Genomic DNA, 17,189 nt, shown 5'->3' with positions numbered 1-17,189 from the left:
AGGGAACGATGGAGATCGACACCACGAAGCCGCACATCGGTCGGGTCTACGACTACGTCCTCGGAGGGCACCATAACTACGAGGTGGATCGTCACACGGCCACGGAGATGATGAAGATCGTGCCGACCTACCCGAAATGGGCGAAGCTCAATCGCTGGTTCATCCAGCTGGTGGGGCAGCAATGGGCCGACACGGGGATCACGCGCGTGCTCGATCTCGCCTCGGGGCTGCCGACGCAAGGCCACCTCAACGACTACCTGCCGGAGGCGCGCATCCTGTTCTCGGACATCGATCCGGTGAGCGTCATCTACGGTGAGCAGCTCCTGGCTGACAGGCCCAACATGCGCTACATCCAGGCCGATCTGCGCGAGCCGTCATCCATGCTCGCGGCGGCGGCGCAGTTCTTCGGCGCGGACCGGCGCATCGCGGTGGGGAGCATCGGTATCCTGTACATGATGAGCGATGAGCACACGCGCGATCTCCTGCAGAAGATGCACGCGTTCTGCGCCGGCGGCAGCACGCTGGCCCTCAGCTTCGCCGTGGCGCGCGCGGCGACCGCGGGGCGCCAGCTGAACGGCGCCTCGTCCCTCGCCGGGCAGAAGATCTACCTGCGCACGCCCGAGGAGATGGCGGCGCTCGTGGCGCCGTGGAAGGTGAGCGCGTGCCGGCCCCTCGTGGAGTGGCTCGACGTGGAGGACTTCGTGACCCCCGCGGAGATGGAGTTGAACCCGTTCGAGATGATGGGCCTGATCGCGCACCACTGAGAGGCGCCGGCGCGCGCGGCCGCCCAGCGCGGTGAGATATGCCGCGCGACGAGGGATGAACTCGGGCGGCGAGGTACTAGCCTTGCCCGCGTGGATCCGTCCGACCCCGTGGCCCGGTACCTTCCGACCCTCGCGCGCGCCCGCGCGGAGGGCCTCGCGCTGCCGCCCGGCGCGCCGGCCGAGGAGCGCCGCGTGGCCGCGCTGGTGGTGCTCGCGTCGCTGGTGCGCCGCGAGGGCTGGGCCGAGGTCGTCGACCTCAGCCAGGAGGCCGCGGGGCAGCTCGAGGCCGGAGAGCCGCCGCTCCCGCGCGCCTTCGAGGCCGGCGCGCACCGGCGCGTCGCCGAGGATCTCGGCCCGCGGCCCTGCCCCGCGTGCAGCGGCGCCGGGGCGAGGCTCGTCTTCTGCGCGACCTGCCTGGGCGACGGCCACGTGCGGCGGGTGCGCCTCCGCCACGTGCAGGACCGCCTGATCGAGGTGCGCGAGCTCTACGCCCCGCCCGAGATGTCCTTCGTGCCGGCGCTCTTCTCGCTCGATGGCGCCCTGAAGCGCGCCCTGGGCGAGGCCGATCCCCCCGAGCCGCTGCGCTGCCTCGACCTCCGCCCCCGCGCGGCGCGCACCGCGTACCGCGGCGGCGCCGACCGGGTGGTCGAGCCGGATTTTTACACCCACCGCTTCGCCGGAACGATCGAGAGCGCGACGGCTGGCCTCGCCGCGCTCGCCGCCGGCGGACGCGTCGTGGCGCAGGCGGTGCGGGCCTACGCGTGGCCGCTGCTCTGGCTGCGCTACGGCCCCGGCGAGCCCGCGCGCGACGCGGTCGTCTTCCCCGATCTCACCGGCGCGCTCCAGGTCTTCGCGGGCGCGAGCCCGGGCGGGCGCGAGGGCTCCCGCGCCGTCATGGCGTGAGGTGCAGCATCCCCATCATGCCGGCCTCGGCGTGGTCGAGGATGTGGCAATGGAACATCCACATCCCTGGCCGGTTGTCGTAGCGGACCACGAAGCGCGTCGTGCCGTCGACAGGCACGTTCACCGTGTCCTTCCACTCCAGCGGCCTCACCGGCTGCCCGTCGGCGCCGAGCACCTGGAAGAAGAAGCCGTGCAGGTGGAACGGGTGATCGAACGCAAACGTGTTCTCTACCTTCCACACCGCTGTCTCGCCCACGGCCGCGGCGAGCGGCTCGGCCTCCCACGAGGGCACGCCGTTGATGCCCATCTCGAGGTCGCCCGTGCCCTCCTGCAGCGTGAGCTTCAGATCGACGTGCCTCGCCGCCGACGTGTCGAGCGCCGGGATGGCCCGCGCGACCTCGGGGAGCGGCTCGTCCTCGGCCGCCGGCTCGTCCGCGAGGTGGAGCCGGAAGGCCTCGAGGTCCGGCCGCTCGAACGCGGTGCCATAGCCGCGGTCGTAGGCCACCCAGCGCACCGAGAGCGTCGAGCCCGGCGCGCCGCGCGGCTCGACCAGCACGTCGGCGCGCTCGCCGGGCGTGAGGAGGATCCTGTCCATCTGGACGGGGTGCTCCAGGAGCCCGCCGTCGCCGCCGATGCGCGTGAAGCGGTGATCGGCGATCACGAGCTGGTAATAACGGGACCTGGCCGCGTTGACGAGCCGCCACCGCTGCCTGAGCCCGGCGCGCGCCTCGATCACCGGGTTGACCCGGCCGTTGATCAGCAAGAGGTTGCCCTCGCGCCCGAACAGCGTGCCGAAGTTACCGCCCGAGTCCGGGGCCACGAGCGCGCCTTCCTCGTCCACGCCGATGTCGCTGAGCACGAGGACGAGCTCGTCCCCGAGCGCCGCGGGCTCGCCCGGGTCCTCGACGAGCAGCGGGCCATAAAGGCCGTTGCCCGCCTGAGCGGCGGAGTCGACGTGCGGGTGATACCAGTAGAGCCCCGCGTCAGGCACGATGAAGTCGTACGTGAAGCCGCCGCCCGGCGCCGTCTCGGGCTGGCTGTGCCCCGGCGCGCCATCCATCGTCGCCGGCAGGCGCACGCCGTGCCAGTGGATCGTCGTGGGCGCCGGGAGCTCGTTGCGGAAGTGCACGATCAGGCGATCTCCGGCCCTGGCGCGGAGCAGCGGGCCAGGGATGCCGCCGTCGTAGGTCCAGGCCGGCGTCCGCTTGCCGGGGACGAGCTCGAGCTCCTCGACGCGGGCCGTCAGCTCGACCTCGACGACCCCCTCCGTCGCGTCGAGATCTCGCGCCCGGCGCAGCGCCACCGCGCTGTCCCACCCCTCGGGCTGCGCCGGGGGATCGCCCGCGCAGCCGGTCGCGGCGGCCGCGAGCAGGAGGCCGATTCGATACGTCATCTTCGCGCGCTGCATGAGGTCGCCCCGGGGCGTTATTTCGGCCATGTGAAACGGAAGGTGGCGCCCTCGCCGAGCGCCGACTCGACCCAGACCCGCCCGCCCCGCGTCTCGATGATCTTCTTGACGACCGAGAGGCCGATGCCGGCCCCCTCGACCTTGTCGCGGGCCTCGAGCGTCTGGAAGATACCCCAGATGCGCTCGTGGTACTCGGGCGCGATGCCAGGGCCGTTGTCGGTGACGGTGAACTCGCAGGCGTCGCCCGCGTCCCGGGCGCGCAGCTCGACGTGCGGATCGGAGCGGCTCAGCGTCGAGAACTTGATGGCGTTGCCGAGCAGGTTCATGAACACCTGCTGCAGCGGCACCCGCTCGGCCGTGAGCGTGGGCAGCGCCGGCTGCACGTCGATCCGCACGTGGTCCGGCGGCGCGAGGAGGTCCAGCACGTCCCTCACCATCGCCGCCGTGTCCACGGGCGCGGCCGCGTCCCGCACCCGCCCCGCCCGGGAGTACGCGAGGATGCCGTCGATCAGCGCCTCCATGCGGTGGACGCGCCCGAGGAGCAGCTTCACGTGCTCGTGAGAGCCGGCCGACAGCTGCTCGCCGACGTCCTCCTGGATCCACTGCGCCAGGCTCGCGATCCCGCGGAGCGGCGCCTTGAGGTCGTGCGACGTGACGTACGCGAACCGGTCGAGCTCGCGGTTCGACTGCTCCAGCGCCTGCGTGAGGCGGGTGAGCTCCGCGGCCCGCTGCTCCGCCTGCTGGCGCGCGCGCACGATGTCCGTGACCTCGATCGCGTGGGTCATGACGCCGAAGGCGCTGCCGTCCTCGCCGAGCAGCGGCTGGTAGACGAAGTTGAAGTACGCCTCCTCGACCCGCCCGAAGCGCTCGACCCGCACGGGCGCCTCCTTGCCGACGTACGGCTCGCGCGTCGCGAGCACCTGGTCGTAGAGCGCGGGGAAGCCCTGCTCGATGAGGTCCGGGAACGCCTCCCGCACCGTCCTGCCGAGCAGCGGGCGATCCCCGGTCACGTGCGCGTAGAGCGGGTTGGCGGCCTCGATGAGGTGCGTGGGCCCGCGCGTCACCATGATCGCCGCCGGCGCCTGCTGGAACACGTCGTTCAGCCGGTTGCGCTCGAGCTCGAGCTGCCGCTGGAGGCGGTGCTGCTCGGTGACGTCGCGGGCGGTGAGCACGACGCCGATCTGCCCGCCTCCGTCGCCGTAGACAGGCACGGCGCTGCCCTGGATACGGCGCGGCGGCGCGCCAGGGCTCCGCACGATCCACGCCTCGTCGATCACCCGCTCGCCCCGCAGCGCCCGCGCCGCGGGGCTCTCCTCGGCCGGGCACGGCGAGCCGTCGAGCCGCTCCAGCGAGATGCGCTCCTCTTGCTCGGCCAACGTCTCCCCGGCGCGGAGCTCCGGATAGAGGGAGCGCGCCATGTCGTTGAGGAAGTTGATGCGCCCCTCGCTGTCGAAGGTCACCACCGCGTCGGCGATCTGGCCCAGCATGGCCACCCGCTCGGCCGCGAGCTCCTCGACGCGCTTGCGGGCGAACACCTGCTCGGTGATGTCGACCGCGTGGACCATGATGCCGAAGACGCTCCCGCTCGGGTCCTTCAGCGGCTGGTAGATGAAGTCGAGGTAGACCTCCTCCAGCGTGCCGTCGCCGCGGCGGTCGAGCTTCACGAGCGCCTCGTGGGCCACGTACGGGGTGCCGCTGCGCCGCACCGAGTCGAGGAGCTGCGGGAACCCCTGGTCCATGACCTCGGGCAGCGCCTCCCTCAGCGGCTTGCCGACCACGTCGCGCCCGCCGATGAGCGCGAGGTAGCGCGGGTTGGCCACGGTGAAGGTGTGCTCCGGCCCCTCGACCACGGCGATGCTCGCCGGCACCTGCATGAACACCTCATAGAGGCGCTCGCGCTCCGCCTTGGCCTCGGCCAGGGCGCGGTCGCGCTGGACCCGGGTCCGCACCTCCTGGGTCACGTCGAAGACGGTCACGAAGACGCCGCCCACCGCGCCCGACTCGTCGCGGACGGGGTTGTAACAGAGCGTGAGGTGATACTCCTCGACCTGGCCGTGCGGCGCGAGCGGGTACATCGTCTCCTTGAAGGAGACCGTCTCGCCGTTGAAGATGCGCGGATAGATGCTCTCGTTGATGTGCCAGACCTCTGGCCAGCACGCCCGGTTCCCCTGCCCGAGGCCCGCCGGGTGCTTGGCGCCCATGAGCAGCCGGTACCCGTCGTTGTAGATCTGCACGAGCTCGGGCCCCCAGAGCACGATCATCGGAAAGCTCGAGCCGAGGACGATGCTCACCGCCGTCTTCAGGCTCTGCGGCCAGCGCTCGACAGGGCCGAGCGGCGTCGCGCCCCAGTCCTTCGCCCGGCAGCGCGCGCTCAGCTCGCTCGCGCCCGGGAAGATGTCCTCGAGGGAGGTCGCGGGGCGCGCTCCACCAGCGGCCATGGCGGCCTCTGCGGGAGCGCGCGGCGTGAGCGAGGTTGGCTTCATCTCCTGATGTCCGTGCGGACAGACGAGCAAACACATCCCGGGACGTCAAGGTCCATCGGCCCGCGCGCTCACCGCGGCACCCCGAGCCGAGCTCGTCGCCAGGGCGCGCCGGGAGCGCGTCATCCGCCCCAGCGCCCCGGCCGCCGCCCCGGGATCATGGGCGGATGTCGACCGACTCGACACCACGGACGACACCGCATCTTCCGAGACAGAGGACGTCCGGAGACAGGCCGCGTGGCGGGGTGAGGCGCGCGGCGTACGGCGCCCGGCGCGTCAGACGTAGCGCCGGATCACGTCGAGCAGCGCGCCGAGGCGGACGGGCTTCTTCAGGATATCGACGTGTCCGAGCTCCGCCGCCCGCGGCGCCGCCCCCGCCGTGAACACGACGACGGGGACGCCGGCGATCGCGGGCGTGCGCAGCTGCTCTGCGCGAAAGGCATACCCATCCATGACGGGCGTCATCAGGTCGAGCACGATGAGCGCCGGCGTCGGCCCCTCGCGCAGCCTGGCCAGCGCCTCGGCGCCGTTCGCGGCCGCCATCACCGCATAGCCCTCCTCCGACAGGACATCGACGAGCGCGCCCATGACGCCCCGGTCGTCCTCGACGACGAGGATCGTCCTCGGCGGCGAGGGGCCGCGCTCCGCGAGGGCGCCGCCGGTCGCGCGCGGCGATGGCGAGCTGGACGGTTGGCCTCGACTCACCCTGCTACCCCCACGCCGCACCCGCGCGCGGGACCGCGCGTGACACCCTCGATGTCGCCCGCGCGCGGTCCGCTCTCGTCCATCGACGACCATAAGGCTTCCCTCCACACCGCGCAATTTGAATCGCGCCGCAGGCTGGAACGCGCGCCGCCGGATCGCTCGCGACGAACCGCGCAGGAAGGCGCCAGGAGCGGGCTCTTCAGGGGCGGCGCGGAGCGCCCCGCGCGAGCGGGCGACGGTACGAGGGCTGCATACCCGCTCACCATGAACGTGACCGTGATCTTCTATTCTCTCTACGGCGATACGGCCGCGCTCGCGGCCGCCGTCGCGGAGGGCGCCGAGCAGGCCGGGGCGACGGTGCGGCTGCGGAAGGTCGCTGGCCTCGCGGCGCCAGACGGCCGCTCGACCACGAGTGAGCGGATCCGTGCCGCCCGGGAACACCTCGCCTCCGTCCCGCTGGCGCAGGTCGACGACCTCCTCTGGGCGGACGGCATCGCCCTCGGCTCGCCCGCGCGCTATGGCGCGATGAGCGCGGAGCTCCGGCGCTTCCTCTATTGCTCTCCCCATTTCGCGGGAGATCTCGCCGGCAAGGTGGCCTGTGTGTTCTGCTCGCCGTCTCCGATCCGGGGCTCGCAGCGCGCGGTGCTCCACGCGATGATCGCCGCCCTCCTCCGCCAGGGAGCCCTGGTCCAGGCCCCCGCTCTCGCGCAGATGGATGAGGCGAGCGCCGCGGCGCGTCGCGGCGGCCCGCCCTGGTCGGCCGAGGGCGAAGCCGCCGCCCGGCTCGATCTCGCCCCGGCGCGCGCGCTCGGCCGCCGGCTCGCGATGATCGAGCGGCGGATTCACGGGTAGGCGCGGAGACCCGGCCGATCCGTCGGCCTGTGCCGTGACGCCGCCGGCGCGCGCCAGCCCTGGAGTCCCGGACAAGCGGACATCAAATCAGCACGAGCGCGCCTCGCCGCGGCGCATGCGGAGAGCGCGGCCGCGATGGGCTGTTACACCTCGGCCCCGATACCTCGCTACCGGTCAAAACCGGACGCACCGCCAGGCGGGGCCCTACCTGGCCCCCGGCGATCCGCTCCACCGCAGACAGGAAGAAGGATCAGCGACCCATGAGCGCACAGGCTCACCGCAAGAACTATCGCCCTTCGCCGCCGCGGCGCGAGGGCAGGACATCGAGGCTCTCCCCGAGGAGCACGCTCGCCGCGCCCAGCCGCTCGGCCGGCGCGGAGCGGCTCCGGTTCTTCCTCCGGGTGGGCGCCTATTTCAAGGGCGAGTGGGCGCGCCTCGGGGTGCTCTGCCTGCTGGTCGCCGTCTCCATCGCGATAAGCCTGCTCCAGGTGTGGCCGGTCGCCGTGATCGTGGACCTCATCTCGACCGGTCCGCGCGCGGGGGACCTCGTCCATCGCCTGCTGCTCGCGCCGCTGCCGGACAGCCTGCTCGGGCGCGTCCTCGGGCTCGCGGCGATGACGCTCGTCCTCCGCGTCGCGCAGGAGTTCGTGGGCATGGGCCGCACCCTGCTCAACTTCCGCATCGGCTACGGGGGGCTCATGCGCGTGCGCTGCGACCTGTACCGGAAGCTCCAGGCGCTCCACATCGGCTACCACCGCGCGCAGCCGCAGGGCGACGCGCTCTACCGCCTCAACCAGGACGCCACGGGGTTCCACGGGATCCTCAACGTGGCCGTCTCGGTGATGGGCAGCGCGCTGACGCTGGCGGTCATGCTCTGCATCATGGCGTCGCGCAGCCCGGCGCTCACCCTGCTCGCGCTCGCCGTCGTGCCGCCGCTGCTCCTCACGAACGTCAAGTTCGGGCGCGCGCTGCACCGGAAGTGCACCGAGGCGAAGGAGGTCGAGAGCGAGCTCACGACGTCCGTGCAGCGCTCGATGGCGTCGATCGGGCTCGTCCAGGCGTTCGGGCGCGAGGCGGACGAGGAGGCGCGCTTCCACGCGACGCTGCGCCACAGCGTGAAGGCCTGGCTCAGGCTCCACCACGACGAGCTCCGCCACACGCTCACGGTGGGCTCGATCCTCGGGCTCGGCGGCGCGCTCGTGCTCGGCTACGGCGGCTACCTCGTCGTCGAGGCCCGCGCGGGCGCGGGGGACCCCGGCATGACGCTGGGCGCGCTCACGGCGTTCCTGGGCTACCTGGGCATGCTCTACGACCCGCTCTGCAAGCTGACCGGCGCCGGCGCCGCGGTGCAGGGCGGCGTCGCGGGCGCGCAGCGCGTCTTCGAGGTGCTGGACCGCGACCAGGCGGTGATCGACACGCACGACGCGGCCGCCCTGCCGCGACAGCCGCGCGTGCTCGAGCTCGAGGGCGTCGGGTTCGAGTACCGCCCGGGCCACCCGGTGCTGCGCGGGGTCGACGCGACGATCCGCCCCGGGGAGATGGTCGCTTTCGTGGGCTCGGTCGGCTCCGGCAAGACCACGCTGCTCAGCCTGCTGCCGCGCTTCCACAACCCGACGCGCGGCGCGCTGCGGCTCGACGGCATCGACACGCGCGCGATCCGCATGGCCGACCTGCGCCGGCACATCGCGCTGGTCCTCCAGGACGGCATCCTCTTGCCGGCGACCATCGCGGAGAACATCGGCTACGGCCGCCCCTCCGCGACCGACGCCGAGATCCGCAGGGCGGCCGAGATGGCGGGGGCGGCGGGCTTCGTCGAGGCGCTGCCGGACGGCTACGCGACGCAGATCGCCGACGGCGGGCTGAACCTGTCGGCCGGCCAGCGGCAGCGCATCGCGATCGCGCGCGCGCTCTTGACCGACGCGCCCATCCTGGTGCTCGACGAGCCGACCGACGGCCTCGACGCCGAGCACGAGCGGACCATCGGCGAGGCGCTGCGCGCGCTGAAGGGGCAGCGGACCATCGTGCTGATGAGCCACCGCCTCAGCACCGTCGTCGACTGCGACGAGATCTACGTGATGGAGCGCGGCCGCGTCGTCGAGCGCGGCGCGCACGCGGATCTCCTGCGGCGGGGCGGCGTCTACACCGAGATGGCGCGCTGGCAGCTGCTGCACACGGGCCACGCCGGCGCGCCCCCGGGGCACGCCGGCGCGCCGCCGAGGAGCAGCCCGCGTCGCGCCCACCACCCGGCGCCGCCTTCGGAGTCGTACCGGGGGTGACGACGCCCTGTGGGCGGATGATGGGCTGATGGCTGATGGCTGATGGCTGATGGCTGATGGCTGATGGCTGATGGCTGATGGCTGAGCCTGCGTGGATCTGGACGGACGCGGGCTCGACGACGCACGCCGCGCGACGCCGCGCTTTTCGGCCCGCGCGGCGCCCCGGACCGCCCCGGGACGTGGTAGAGCTGCGGGTGCGCGCGCACCGCGCCTGACGCCGGATCGCCATCGATGCTGCGGGCCACGAACATCGACAGCTTGAGCCGCGGGACGTTCGACGTCCTCGTCCTCGGCGCCGGGATCAACGGCGCCGTCGCGGCCGCCGCCCTCGCCGCGAAGGGGGCGAAGGTCGCGCTGATCGACCGCGGCGACTTCGCGGGCTTCACCAGCCAGGAGTCGTCGAACCTCGCCTGGGGCGGCATCAAGTACATGGAAAGCTTCGAGTTTCCGCTCGTGCGGAAGCTCTGCGTGTCGAGGAACCTGCTCCTCAGGAGCTACCCCTCGACGGTGCAGGAGATCCGCTTCTACACCGCCCACGAGCGGGGCTTCCGCCACGGCCTGTTCAAGCTCTTCCTCGGCACGTGGCTCTACTGGATCATCGGCAGCTTCTTCACGAAGATCCCGCGCCTGCTCTCCCGCCGGACGATCGCGCGGGAGGAGCCGATCGTCGACCTGGACGGCTGCGACGGAGGATTCGAGTACTCCGACGCATACCTGGTCGACAACGACGCGCGCTTCGTCTGGGGCTTCGTCCGCTCCGCGCTCGATCACGGCGCGCGCGCCGCCAACTACGTCGAGTCGCTCGGCGCGCGGCGCGACGGGGACGCGTGGCTCACGCGCGCGCGAGACGTCCTGTCGGGCCGGGAGCTCGCCATCCGGTCGCGCGTGCTCGTGAACGCCTGCGGGCCGTTCGTCGACGCGCACAACGCGCTGACGGGCCAGCGGACGAGCCACCGCCACATCTTCTCGAAGGGCATCCACCTCATCGTCGATCGGCTCACCTCGAGCCGGCGCGTGCTGACGTTCTTCGCGGACGACGGCCGGCTCTTCTTCGTGATCCCGATGGGGTCGAGGACGTGCATCGGCACGACCGACACCCGCGTCGAGCGCCCGCACACCGAGGTGACGGCCGAGGACCGCCGGTTCGTGCTCTCGAACATCAACAAGCGGCTCAGGCTGCCCCGGCCGCTGACCGAGGCGGACATCATCGCCGAGCGCTGCGGGGTGCGCCCCCTGGCGGTCCAGGAGGGCGGCGGCGCGGCGGACTGGCTGCAGCTGTCGCGCAAGCACGTCCTCGAGGTGGACCGGGAGGAGCGCCACGTGAGCGTCTTCGGCGGCAAGCTCACCGACTGCATCAACGTGGGCGACGAGATCTGCGCCGCCGTGCAGGGGCTCGGCGTCGCGCTGCCCCGCCCGGCGCAGCGCTGGTACGGCGAGCCGGGCGAGGGAGCGCGCGGCGCGTTCCTCGACAAGGCGCGCCTCCTCGGGCTCGACGCGCTGACGCCGCCGCGCTCGTCCGAGCCGCTCAGCGCGCGGCTGTGGCGCCGGTACGGGGCCGAGGCGCTCGAGCTGCTCGAGGCGATCCACCGCGATCCGCGCATGGCCGACGCGCTGATCGAGGGGGTGGACGACCTGCGGTGCGAGGTCGCGCACGCCGCGCGGCGCGAGATGATCGCGAAGCTCGAGGACTTCCTCAGGCGGCGCACGAAGATCTCGCTCCTGGTCCGCCGCGAGGAGCTCGCGCGCTCGCCCGGGCTCCGCGAGGCGTGCCGGATCCTGTTCGGGGACGAGGCCGACCTGCGGCTGGAGGAGTACTTCCAGGAGCGCGGCGCCCGCCCGCCCGCGGAGGACAAGGCGCTCATCGCGGCCCTGCCGGCCCAGCCGGTCACGTAGCGCGGCTCCTCACGGCGCGACCCCGGCGCGGCGCGTGGGCGACCGCGCGGCCAGCGCGCCGCGACGCCGCGCTGGTCGATCGGCGCCGTGCGGTCCCGCCGGCCGCGCACGCTCGCCAGGATCACCCGGGGCCGCTCACGCCGATAACGCCTGTGGTCGGGAGTGTTACTCCGCCTCGAACTTCACCCCATCGACAAGCATGTAGGTCGACAAGGCATGATGTGCCGCGACAATAGTGCTTGCCATCCGCTGATTCCGCCAGACATGGGCGCCTCCACACGAGGGCGGCCCGCGGCTCGACATCGAGCTCGCAGGTAGACGGACGTGTCAAGCGCGCACCTGCGCGCGTCGCGTGTGCGGCGATACCGGCGGGAGCGATGCTGGCCCGTCGATTGACGAGGGCAGCGGCCGTCCGGTGTTGCGGCCCACGCCGACGCCCCCAGTGCGCCAAGCTCGATCGGAATGTCGTGGGCGCCTCCCATGGGCGCTTGACAGGTAGGGTTACGGGTCGTCTAGGCTATCTACCAGGATGACCAGGAGGCCATGAGGGGGGTGGAAAGGACATGCAGGCGCTCCACACGAGGAAGGCGGTCAGCGTTCGAGGCTGCCCTGGCGCACCTCGCGTATCCAGCGCGCGTCGCGCACCGCTTTCTCTCATCGTGGTTGCGGCGAAACAACCACCTGACTGCCGCTGCTCGGTCCGGTGCATCTCGCCCTGATAACGACGCCGCGGCAGCGCCTGTCCGGATCGAGGAGGCCCGGCGCCGGCCTGGCCGGCCCCTCCGCCCCGCGCGCGCGCCGGCGGCCCTCGTCGCGGCGGCGCTGCTCCTCGGGTGCTGTCTCCTGCTGATCAGCCCGCCGACCACGGCCGGCCCGCAGGCCACGCTCTATGTCTATGCGGTGACCCCGCTCCGCGCACGCGCCCTCGAGCAGAAGATCGAGGAGTCGATGCCCGGCGTCGATGTCACGGTGTTTGGAAAACTGAGCGATTTCAAGACGGCGATCGAGGCGAGCCCGCCCAACGCGGCGCTCTCGCCAACGCCGGTCCTGGCCTCGCTCAACCGGGCGCCCGACCTCCAGGGCCTGAGGGCCGGGAGCGACGTGGAGCAATATCTCCTGGTCTCCACGAGGTCGCTGACCAAGGACATGCTCTCGTCCCTCAGGTACGGGATGGTCGACCTGGTGGAGCGCAGAGCGCTCCCGAAGTTCGTCGCCGGGCTCCTGGGCGTGAGCGCAGCGCCGGACGTCCAGCGCGTCACGAAGGTCGAAGATCTGCTGCAGCTGCTCCAGTTCCAGACGGCCGACGCCGTGCTTCTCCCGGAGCGCTTCCGCTCCGATTTCGAGTCCAAGAGCAAGATGAGCTTCACGATCCTCAGCCTCCCGACCGCCAGGGTCGGGCACGTGGCAGTCACGTTCCTCAGCGACCGCCAGCCTGTCGAGAACGCGATCCGGAAGCTCCCCAAGGCCGTGCTGGCTGATCTGGGGGTGGACGAATGGAAATGAGGTCGACGCGTCCCCGCTATCGCCGCCTGCTCTGGCGAGCCCCCGTCCTCGCGGGCCTCGTGCTGACCCTGGGCTGCTCGTCGGGCGCCGCCTCGCACACCGCGAAGGACCCGGATCCGCTGGCCGCGCTGCCGCCTCCGGACGGGAGGCCGGCCATCGCCATCATCGCCCCGTCCGACCCGCAGCTCGACGACATGCTGCGATCGCTCCGCGTCGAGCTGTCCGAGTCCTACCGCGTCACCATTTCACCTGTACGCGCCGAGGACTCGAGCCCCGAGCTCGTGGAGCAGATCGTGGCGCGGGATCGCCCGCGGGCGGTGGTGCTCGTCAACAACTCGACCGTGCTCCTGTACCGCAGCTGGGCGCGGACGGCCGCGGCGCCGCCCGTCGCGCTGATCCTGATGGCGTCCTTCGCCGAGGAGCTCCAGCGCACCGTCCCCAACTCGGTGGCGATCTCCTACGAGGTGCCGGCGGTCACGGCCATGGTGGGGCTGCGGACGCTGGGCCTCGACGTGCGCCGGATCGGCGTCGTGTACCGCCAGGGCTTCGCGAGCCATATCGCCCGGCAGGAAGCCCTCATGCAGGTCGAGAAGCTCACCTTCGTGAGGCAAGAGCTCTCGAACAAACCGCGTGTCCAGGACCTCCGCGCCGCGCTGGTGAACCTCCAGCGCGACACCGTTGACGCGATCTGGCTGCCGAACGACAATGGTCTCCTGAACCCGAGGTTCCTGACCAACGTCTGGCTTCCTTATGTTGGTCGGCTCGGCGCGCCGGTGGTGGTGGCCGTACCTTCGCTCGTGAACGAGCACGCGGAGTTCGGGACGTTCGCGGCCATCCCTGACACACAGGCGCTCGCGGTGCAGGCGTCTGACCTCCTCTACGAGCTCGCGGACGCCGAATGGAGGCTCCGGGCGTCAGACGTCCGCCTGCCCATCTCCGTGAAGCGCCTCGTCGACGTGCGGCTGGCGCGTCGCTTCGGCCTCGACTCCAGCCAGTTCGGGCAGGTTGATTTTCTCATCGGTCGGTGAGCGCATGTCGGTGGGCGTGGAGTCCCGGAGGAGGTTCTCATGATTCGGGTGCTCGTGATCGATGACGACGACATTGCTCGCGAGGCGATGTGCGCCGTGCTGGTCAAGGCTGGCTTCTACGTCTTCGAGCTGGCCACCCCCATCGGCGCGACGTCGGTCATCAAGCGCGACGGGATCACCGCCGTCGCGCTCGACATCAACATGCCCACCATCAACGGCGACAAGCTGGCCAAGCTGCTCCGGGAGAACGCGCAGCTCGCGAACCTCGGGATCGTCCTCGTCTCGGGCTGTGACATCGAGCAGCTGAGCGCGCTCGGGGAGAAGGTCGGCGCCGACGGCATCGTCTCGAAATCCAAGCTGCACGTCGCCCTGGCGCCGGCGATCGAGCGCGCGGTGGCCGCGCGCGCCGGGAAGAGCACCCCCCCCGCGTCGGTGCCCTTTCCGAACGTTGGCCCGCCTTCCTCGTCGCGGCGCCCCAGGTAAGCGATGGCTACCCCGAACATCCACGGGTCGCTCCGCATCAAGCTGCTGCGGCTGATCCTGGGCGCCCTGCTGCTGCTCGGCGGCGCCACGCTCCTGTCGAGCGGCGCCCTCATCTACTCCGCGGACCGCGAGGTCCAGGCGAAGCGCGAGGAGGAGCTCCTCGCCGGCCTCGAGGAGAAGGCCCGCCTGCTCGGCGTCAACCAGGCGCTGGCCCTGCGCAGCCTGGTGGCGGACAACCTCTTCGGGGACGTCAAGGCGCTCATCCACCAGACCGTCTCGGAGAACAACGACATCGCCTACGGGCTGTTCTTCGACGCGGAGGGCCGCGTGTGGGCGGCGAGCGGCCTCGGCCCGGCGAGCAGCGCGAAGGACGCGCCTCCCCTCACCGCGAAGGACCTCCAGGCCCTCGGGATCACCGCGGAGCACAGCCCCCGGCCCGTGCTGCGGCGCCGGGCGAACCCGATGGGCGGCGACGACGTCCTGGAAGTCGCCGCCCCGGTCGTCTCCGAGGGGGCCCACGCCGGGACGGTGATCTACGGCATCAGCACGAAGGGCGTCGCCGAGCGCATGGTCCAGGCCCGGAGCCTCGCCTCCGCCCGCCTCGTGACCACGCTCGGGCTGATCGGCGCGCTCATCCTCGGCAGCGTCGCGGCCAGCTACTTCCTCGTCAAGCGGGTCGCGGTGCACATCACCGAGCCGCTGCTCGCGCTGCGCTCGGCGGCGGGGGCCATCGCCACCGGCCTCCGCTCGAGCGCGCCGGCGGACCAGGCGACCGGCGTCCAGCTGAAGCAGTGGGAGCGCGTGCAGATCGCGAGCGGCGACGAGCTCGAGCTGCTCGGCGCGGCGTTCAACAGCATGGTCGAGGCGAACGAGCAGGCGTTCGAGGAGCTGCGCGTCAGGACCGAGCAGGCCCTCGAGGCCTCCCGGCTGAAGAGCGAGTTCCTCGCCAACATGAGCCACGAGATCCGGACTCCCATGAACGGGATCCTCGGGGTCATCCGGCTCATGCAGAACCAGGCGCTCGACGGCAAGATGCGGCGTTACGTGGAGACCGTCGACGCCTCCGCGAACACGTTGATGGCGATCATCAACGACGTCCTCGACTTCTCGAAGCTCGAGGCCGGCAAGTACGTGGCGCAGCACGTCTCGTACGATCTGCGCCTCGTCATCCAGGAGGTCGCGGAGCTGATGGCGAGCCAGGCGCACGAGAAGGGGCTCGAGCTCGTGTACCGCGTCGAGCGCCGCGTCCCCACGGGCGTCGTGGGCGACCCGGACCGCTTTCGCCAGGTGCTCACCAACCTGGTCGGCAACGCGATCAAGTTCACCGAGCGCGGAGAGGTGCTGATCGACGCCTCGGGGGGTCAGCAGGACAAGGCCTCGGCGCTCATCAAGCTCGCCGTCGTGGACACCGGCCCCGGCATCGCCGCCGACGACCAGAAGAAGCTCTTCTCCGCCTTCACGCAGGTGGACGGCTCGATGGTCCGCAAGCACGGCGGGACGGGCCTCGGGCTCGCGATCAGCAAGCGCCTCGTGGAGGTCATGGGCGGCGAGATCGCCGTCGAGAGCACACCCGGGCAGGGCAGCAAGTTCTGGTTCACGATCAAGGTCGGGGTCACGTCCGGGGGCGAGCAGATCCGGTCCGCCGAGTGGGCGAGCGGGCGCCGCGCGCTCGTGGTGGAGATCAGCAAGAGCTGGCGCGACGTCGTCGTGGAGCACCTCGTGGCCTGGGGCTTCGACGCCGAGTCCACCGCGTCCGGGCGGGACGCCATCAACCGGCTGGAGCTCGCGCTGCTCGAGAACCGGCCGTTCAGCGCCGCCGTCGTCGGCGTCCAGATGGACGATCTCGGCCTGGAGGAGTTCCTCCGCAGCATCCAGGCGGTGCCGGCGCTGCAGACGCTGCCCGTGGTGGCGCTCTATCACATGGGCTCGAGCGTGGCCCTGAGCGGGCTCGACTCCACCCTTGTCACGCAGCTCCCGAAGCCGCTGCGCGTGTCCGAGCTCTACAACACGCTGCAGAGCGCGCTCACGGGCACCAAGGCCGCGCCCGTCAGCAAGCCTGGCGTGGAGCCGGGCAAGATCGCGAGCAAGCTCCCCGTGCTGGTCGTCGACGACAACGAGATCAACCGTTACGTGGCGATGGAGCAGGTGGAGCAGCTCGGCCTGCGCGTGGAGACCGCCGCCAACGGCCTGGAAGCGCTCGAGTGCGTCAAGCGGAAGCAGTATGTCGCCGTGCTCATGGACTGCCAGATGCCGGTCATGGACGGGTACACGGCCACGCAGAAGATCCGCGAGTGGGAGAGCACGAGGAGTCGCCACACGGTGATCATCGCGCTGACGGCGCACGCCCTCGTCGGCGAGCGGGACCGGGTGCTGGCCGCGGGGATGGACGACTACCTGGCCAAGCCGGTGCGCCCGCAGTCGCTGCAAAAGACCTTGTGGCGGCACGTGGTCCTGCACCGGGACGAGCCGGAGCCGGTCTCCGCACGCGCGAGCAACGGCAAGCAGCCGGCGGCTCTGCCGGTGCTCGACCCCGAGGTCCCGCGCTCGCGGAAGCTGATCGAGCTCGTCCTCAAGAACGTCCCATCGCAGCTCGACGGCCTGGAGGCGGCCGTCCGCGACGCCCTCACCGCGGAGGTGAAGGCGAGCGCGCACAAGCTGAAGGGCAGCATGCTCTCGATCGGCGCGTCGCGCGTCGCGGAGCTGGCGGAGAAGATGCAGCACGCGGCCGGGCAGGGCGAGCTCCCGCGGACAGACGACCTGGCGCGGCTACGGCAAGAGTTCGACTCCGTCAGCGTCGCCCTGCGGGAGGAGCTCTTCGCAGCCGAAGCCGAGAGGAGCTCTTCGCAGCCGAAGCCGAAGTGAGCGTTGCGCGCAATTTGTCCTAGTCAAAGGCT

At 71.6% G+C, this 17,189-nt stretch carries 12 protein-coding genes; 9 read left to right on the top strand and 3 right to left on the bottom strand.

The genetic code is table 11. From position 1 onward, the window contains the following. Positions 1 to 8 precede the first annotated feature (8 nt). Complete coding sequence (locus WME85_RS09260; RefSeq protein WP_437837173.1) at positions 9 to 764, top strand: SAM-dependent methyltransferase; 756 nt, start codon at positions 9 to 11, stop codon at positions 762 to 764. Positions 765 to 854: 90 nt separating this feature from the next. Continuing rightward, complete coding sequence (locus WME85_RS09255; RefSeq protein WP_437837171.1) at positions 855 to 1,667, top strand: hypothetical protein; 813 nt, start codon at positions 855 to 857, stop codon at positions 1,665 to 1,667. On the opposite strand, the gene WME85_RS09250 is transcribed toward WME85_RS09255, so the two are convergent. From WME85_RS09250 to WME85_RS09240, 3 genes are all read right to left on the bottom strand, one after another. Then, positions 1,657 to 3,060, bottom strand: coding sequence for a multicopper oxidase family protein (locus WME85_RS09250; RefSeq protein WP_437837169.1), 1,404 nt, complete (start codon positions 3,058 to 3,060; stop codon positions 1,657 to 1,659). The genes WME85_RS09255 and WME85_RS09250 overlap by 11 nt on opposite strands. 32 nt (positions 3,061 to 3,092) lie before the next feature. Next, positions 3,093 to 5,558, bottom strand: a complete 2,466-nt coding sequence (locus WME85_RS09245; RefSeq protein ID WP_437837167.1) for a PAS domain-containing protein — start codon at positions 5,556 to 5,558, stop codon at positions 3,093 to 3,095. Between the two features lie 273 nt (positions 5,559 to 5,831). Further along, positions 5,832 to 6,260: a response regulator gene (locus WME85_RS09240; protein ID WP_437837165.1), complete on the bottom strand. Its 429-nt coding sequence runs from the start codon at positions 6,258 to 6,260 to the stop codon at positions 5,832 to 5,834. 264 nt (positions 6,261 to 6,524) lie between these two features. On the opposite strand from WME85_RS09240, the gene WME85_RS09235 reads away from it, so the two are divergent. From WME85_RS09235 to WME85_RS09205, 7 genes are all read left to right on the top strand, one after another. Then, the gene (locus tag WME85_RS09235) at positions 6,525 to 7,112 is read left to right on the top strand and encodes a flavodoxin family protein (RefSeq protein ID WP_437837163.1); all 588 of its coding nucleotides are present in this window, start codon (positions 6,525 to 6,527) and stop codon (positions 7,110 to 7,112) included. 260 nt (positions 7,113 to 7,372) lie between these two features. After that, positions 7,373 to 9,388 (top strand): ABC transporter ATP-binding protein, encoded by a 2,016-nt coding sequence (locus WME85_RS09230; RefSeq protein WP_437837162.1) that lies wholly within the window; start codon positions 7,373 to 7,375, stop codon positions 9,386 to 9,388. 231 nt (positions 9,389 to 9,619) lie between these two features. Beyond that, positions 9,620 to 11,281 (top strand): glycerol-3-phosphate dehydrogenase/oxidase, encoded by a 1,662-nt coding sequence (locus WME85_RS09225; protein WP_437837160.1) that lies wholly within the window; start codon positions 9,620 to 9,622, stop codon positions 11,279 to 11,281. Positions 11,282 to 11,944: 663 nt separating this feature from the next. After that, positions 11,945 to 12,784: a hypothetical protein gene (locus WME85_RS09220; protein ID WP_437837158.1), complete on the top strand. Its 840-nt coding sequence runs from the start codon at positions 11,945 to 11,947 to the stop codon at positions 12,782 to 12,784. Continuing rightward, positions 12,781 to 13,812 carry a hypothetical protein gene (locus WME85_RS09215; RefSeq protein ID WP_437837156.1) on the top strand — a complete coding sequence of 344 codons (1,032 nt, stop codon included), beginning with the start codon at positions 12,781 to 12,783 and terminating at the stop codon, positions 13,810 to 13,812. The genes WME85_RS09220 and WME85_RS09215 overlap by 4 nt, the downstream gene beginning before the upstream one ends. A 39-nt stretch (positions 13,813 to 13,851) precedes the next feature. Beyond that, entirely contained in the window at positions 13,852 to 14,295 is a 444-nt protein-coding gene (locus WME85_RS09210; protein WP_437837155.1) for a response regulator, read from the top strand. A 3-nt stretch (positions 14,296 to 14,298) separates the two neighbouring features. Next, positions 14,299 to 17,157, top strand: a complete 2,859-nt coding sequence (locus WME85_RS09205) for an ATP-binding protein (RefSeq protein ID WP_437837153.1) — start codon at positions 14,299 to 14,301, stop codon at positions 17,155 to 17,157. Positions 17,158 to 17,189: the final 32 nt, after the last annotated feature.

Origin of the sequence: Sorangium sp. So ce1153 (genome assembly GCF_051521595.1) — a bacterium.
Classification (GTDB): Bacteria; Myxococcota_A; Polyangia; order Polyangiales; family Polyangiaceae; genus Sorangium.
The sequence above is the reverse complement of the archived record's forward strand: the minus strand, read 5'-3'. Positions and strand labels throughout refer to the sequence as shown.

What these genes read in the sequence shown, in the direction of transcription:
- WME85_RS09260 (WP_437837173.1), top strand. Translation starts at nt 9, where the DNA reads ATGGAGATCGACACCACGAAGCCGCACATCGGTCGGGTCTACGACTAC.
- WME85_RS09250 (WP_437837169.1), bottom strand. Translation starts at nt 3,060, where the DNA reads ATGACGTATCGAATCGGCCTCCTGCTCGCGGCCGCCGCGACCGGCTGC.
- WME85_RS09245 (WP_437837167.1), bottom strand. Translation starts at nt 5,558, where the DNA reads ATGAAGCCAACCTCGCTCACGCCGCGCGCTCCCGCAGAGGCCGCCATG.
- WME85_RS09235 (WP_437837163.1), top strand. Translation starts at nt 6,525, where the DNA reads ATGAACGTGACCGTGATCTTCTATTCTCTCTACGGCGATACGGCCGCG.
- WME85_RS09230 (WP_437837162.1), top strand. Translation starts at nt 7,373, where the DNA reads ATGAGCGCACAGGCTCACCGCAAGAACTATCGCCCTTCGCCGCCGCGG.
- WME85_RS09225 (WP_437837160.1), top strand. Translation starts at nt 9,620, where the DNA reads ATGCTGCGGGCCACGAACATCGACAGCTTGAGCCGCGGGACGTTCGAC.
- WME85_RS09215 (WP_437837156.1), top strand. Translation starts at nt 12,781, where the DNA reads ATGAGGTCGACGCGTCCCCGCTATCGCCGCCTGCTCTGGCGAGCCCCC.
- WME85_RS09210 (WP_437837155.1), top strand. Translation starts at nt 13,852, where the DNA reads ATGATTCGGGTGCTCGTGATCGATGACGACGACATTGCTCGCGAGGCG.
- WME85_RS09205 (WP_437837153.1), top strand. Translation starts at nt 14,299, where the DNA reads ATGGCTACCCCGAACATCCACGGGTCGCTCCGCATCAAGCTGCTGCGG.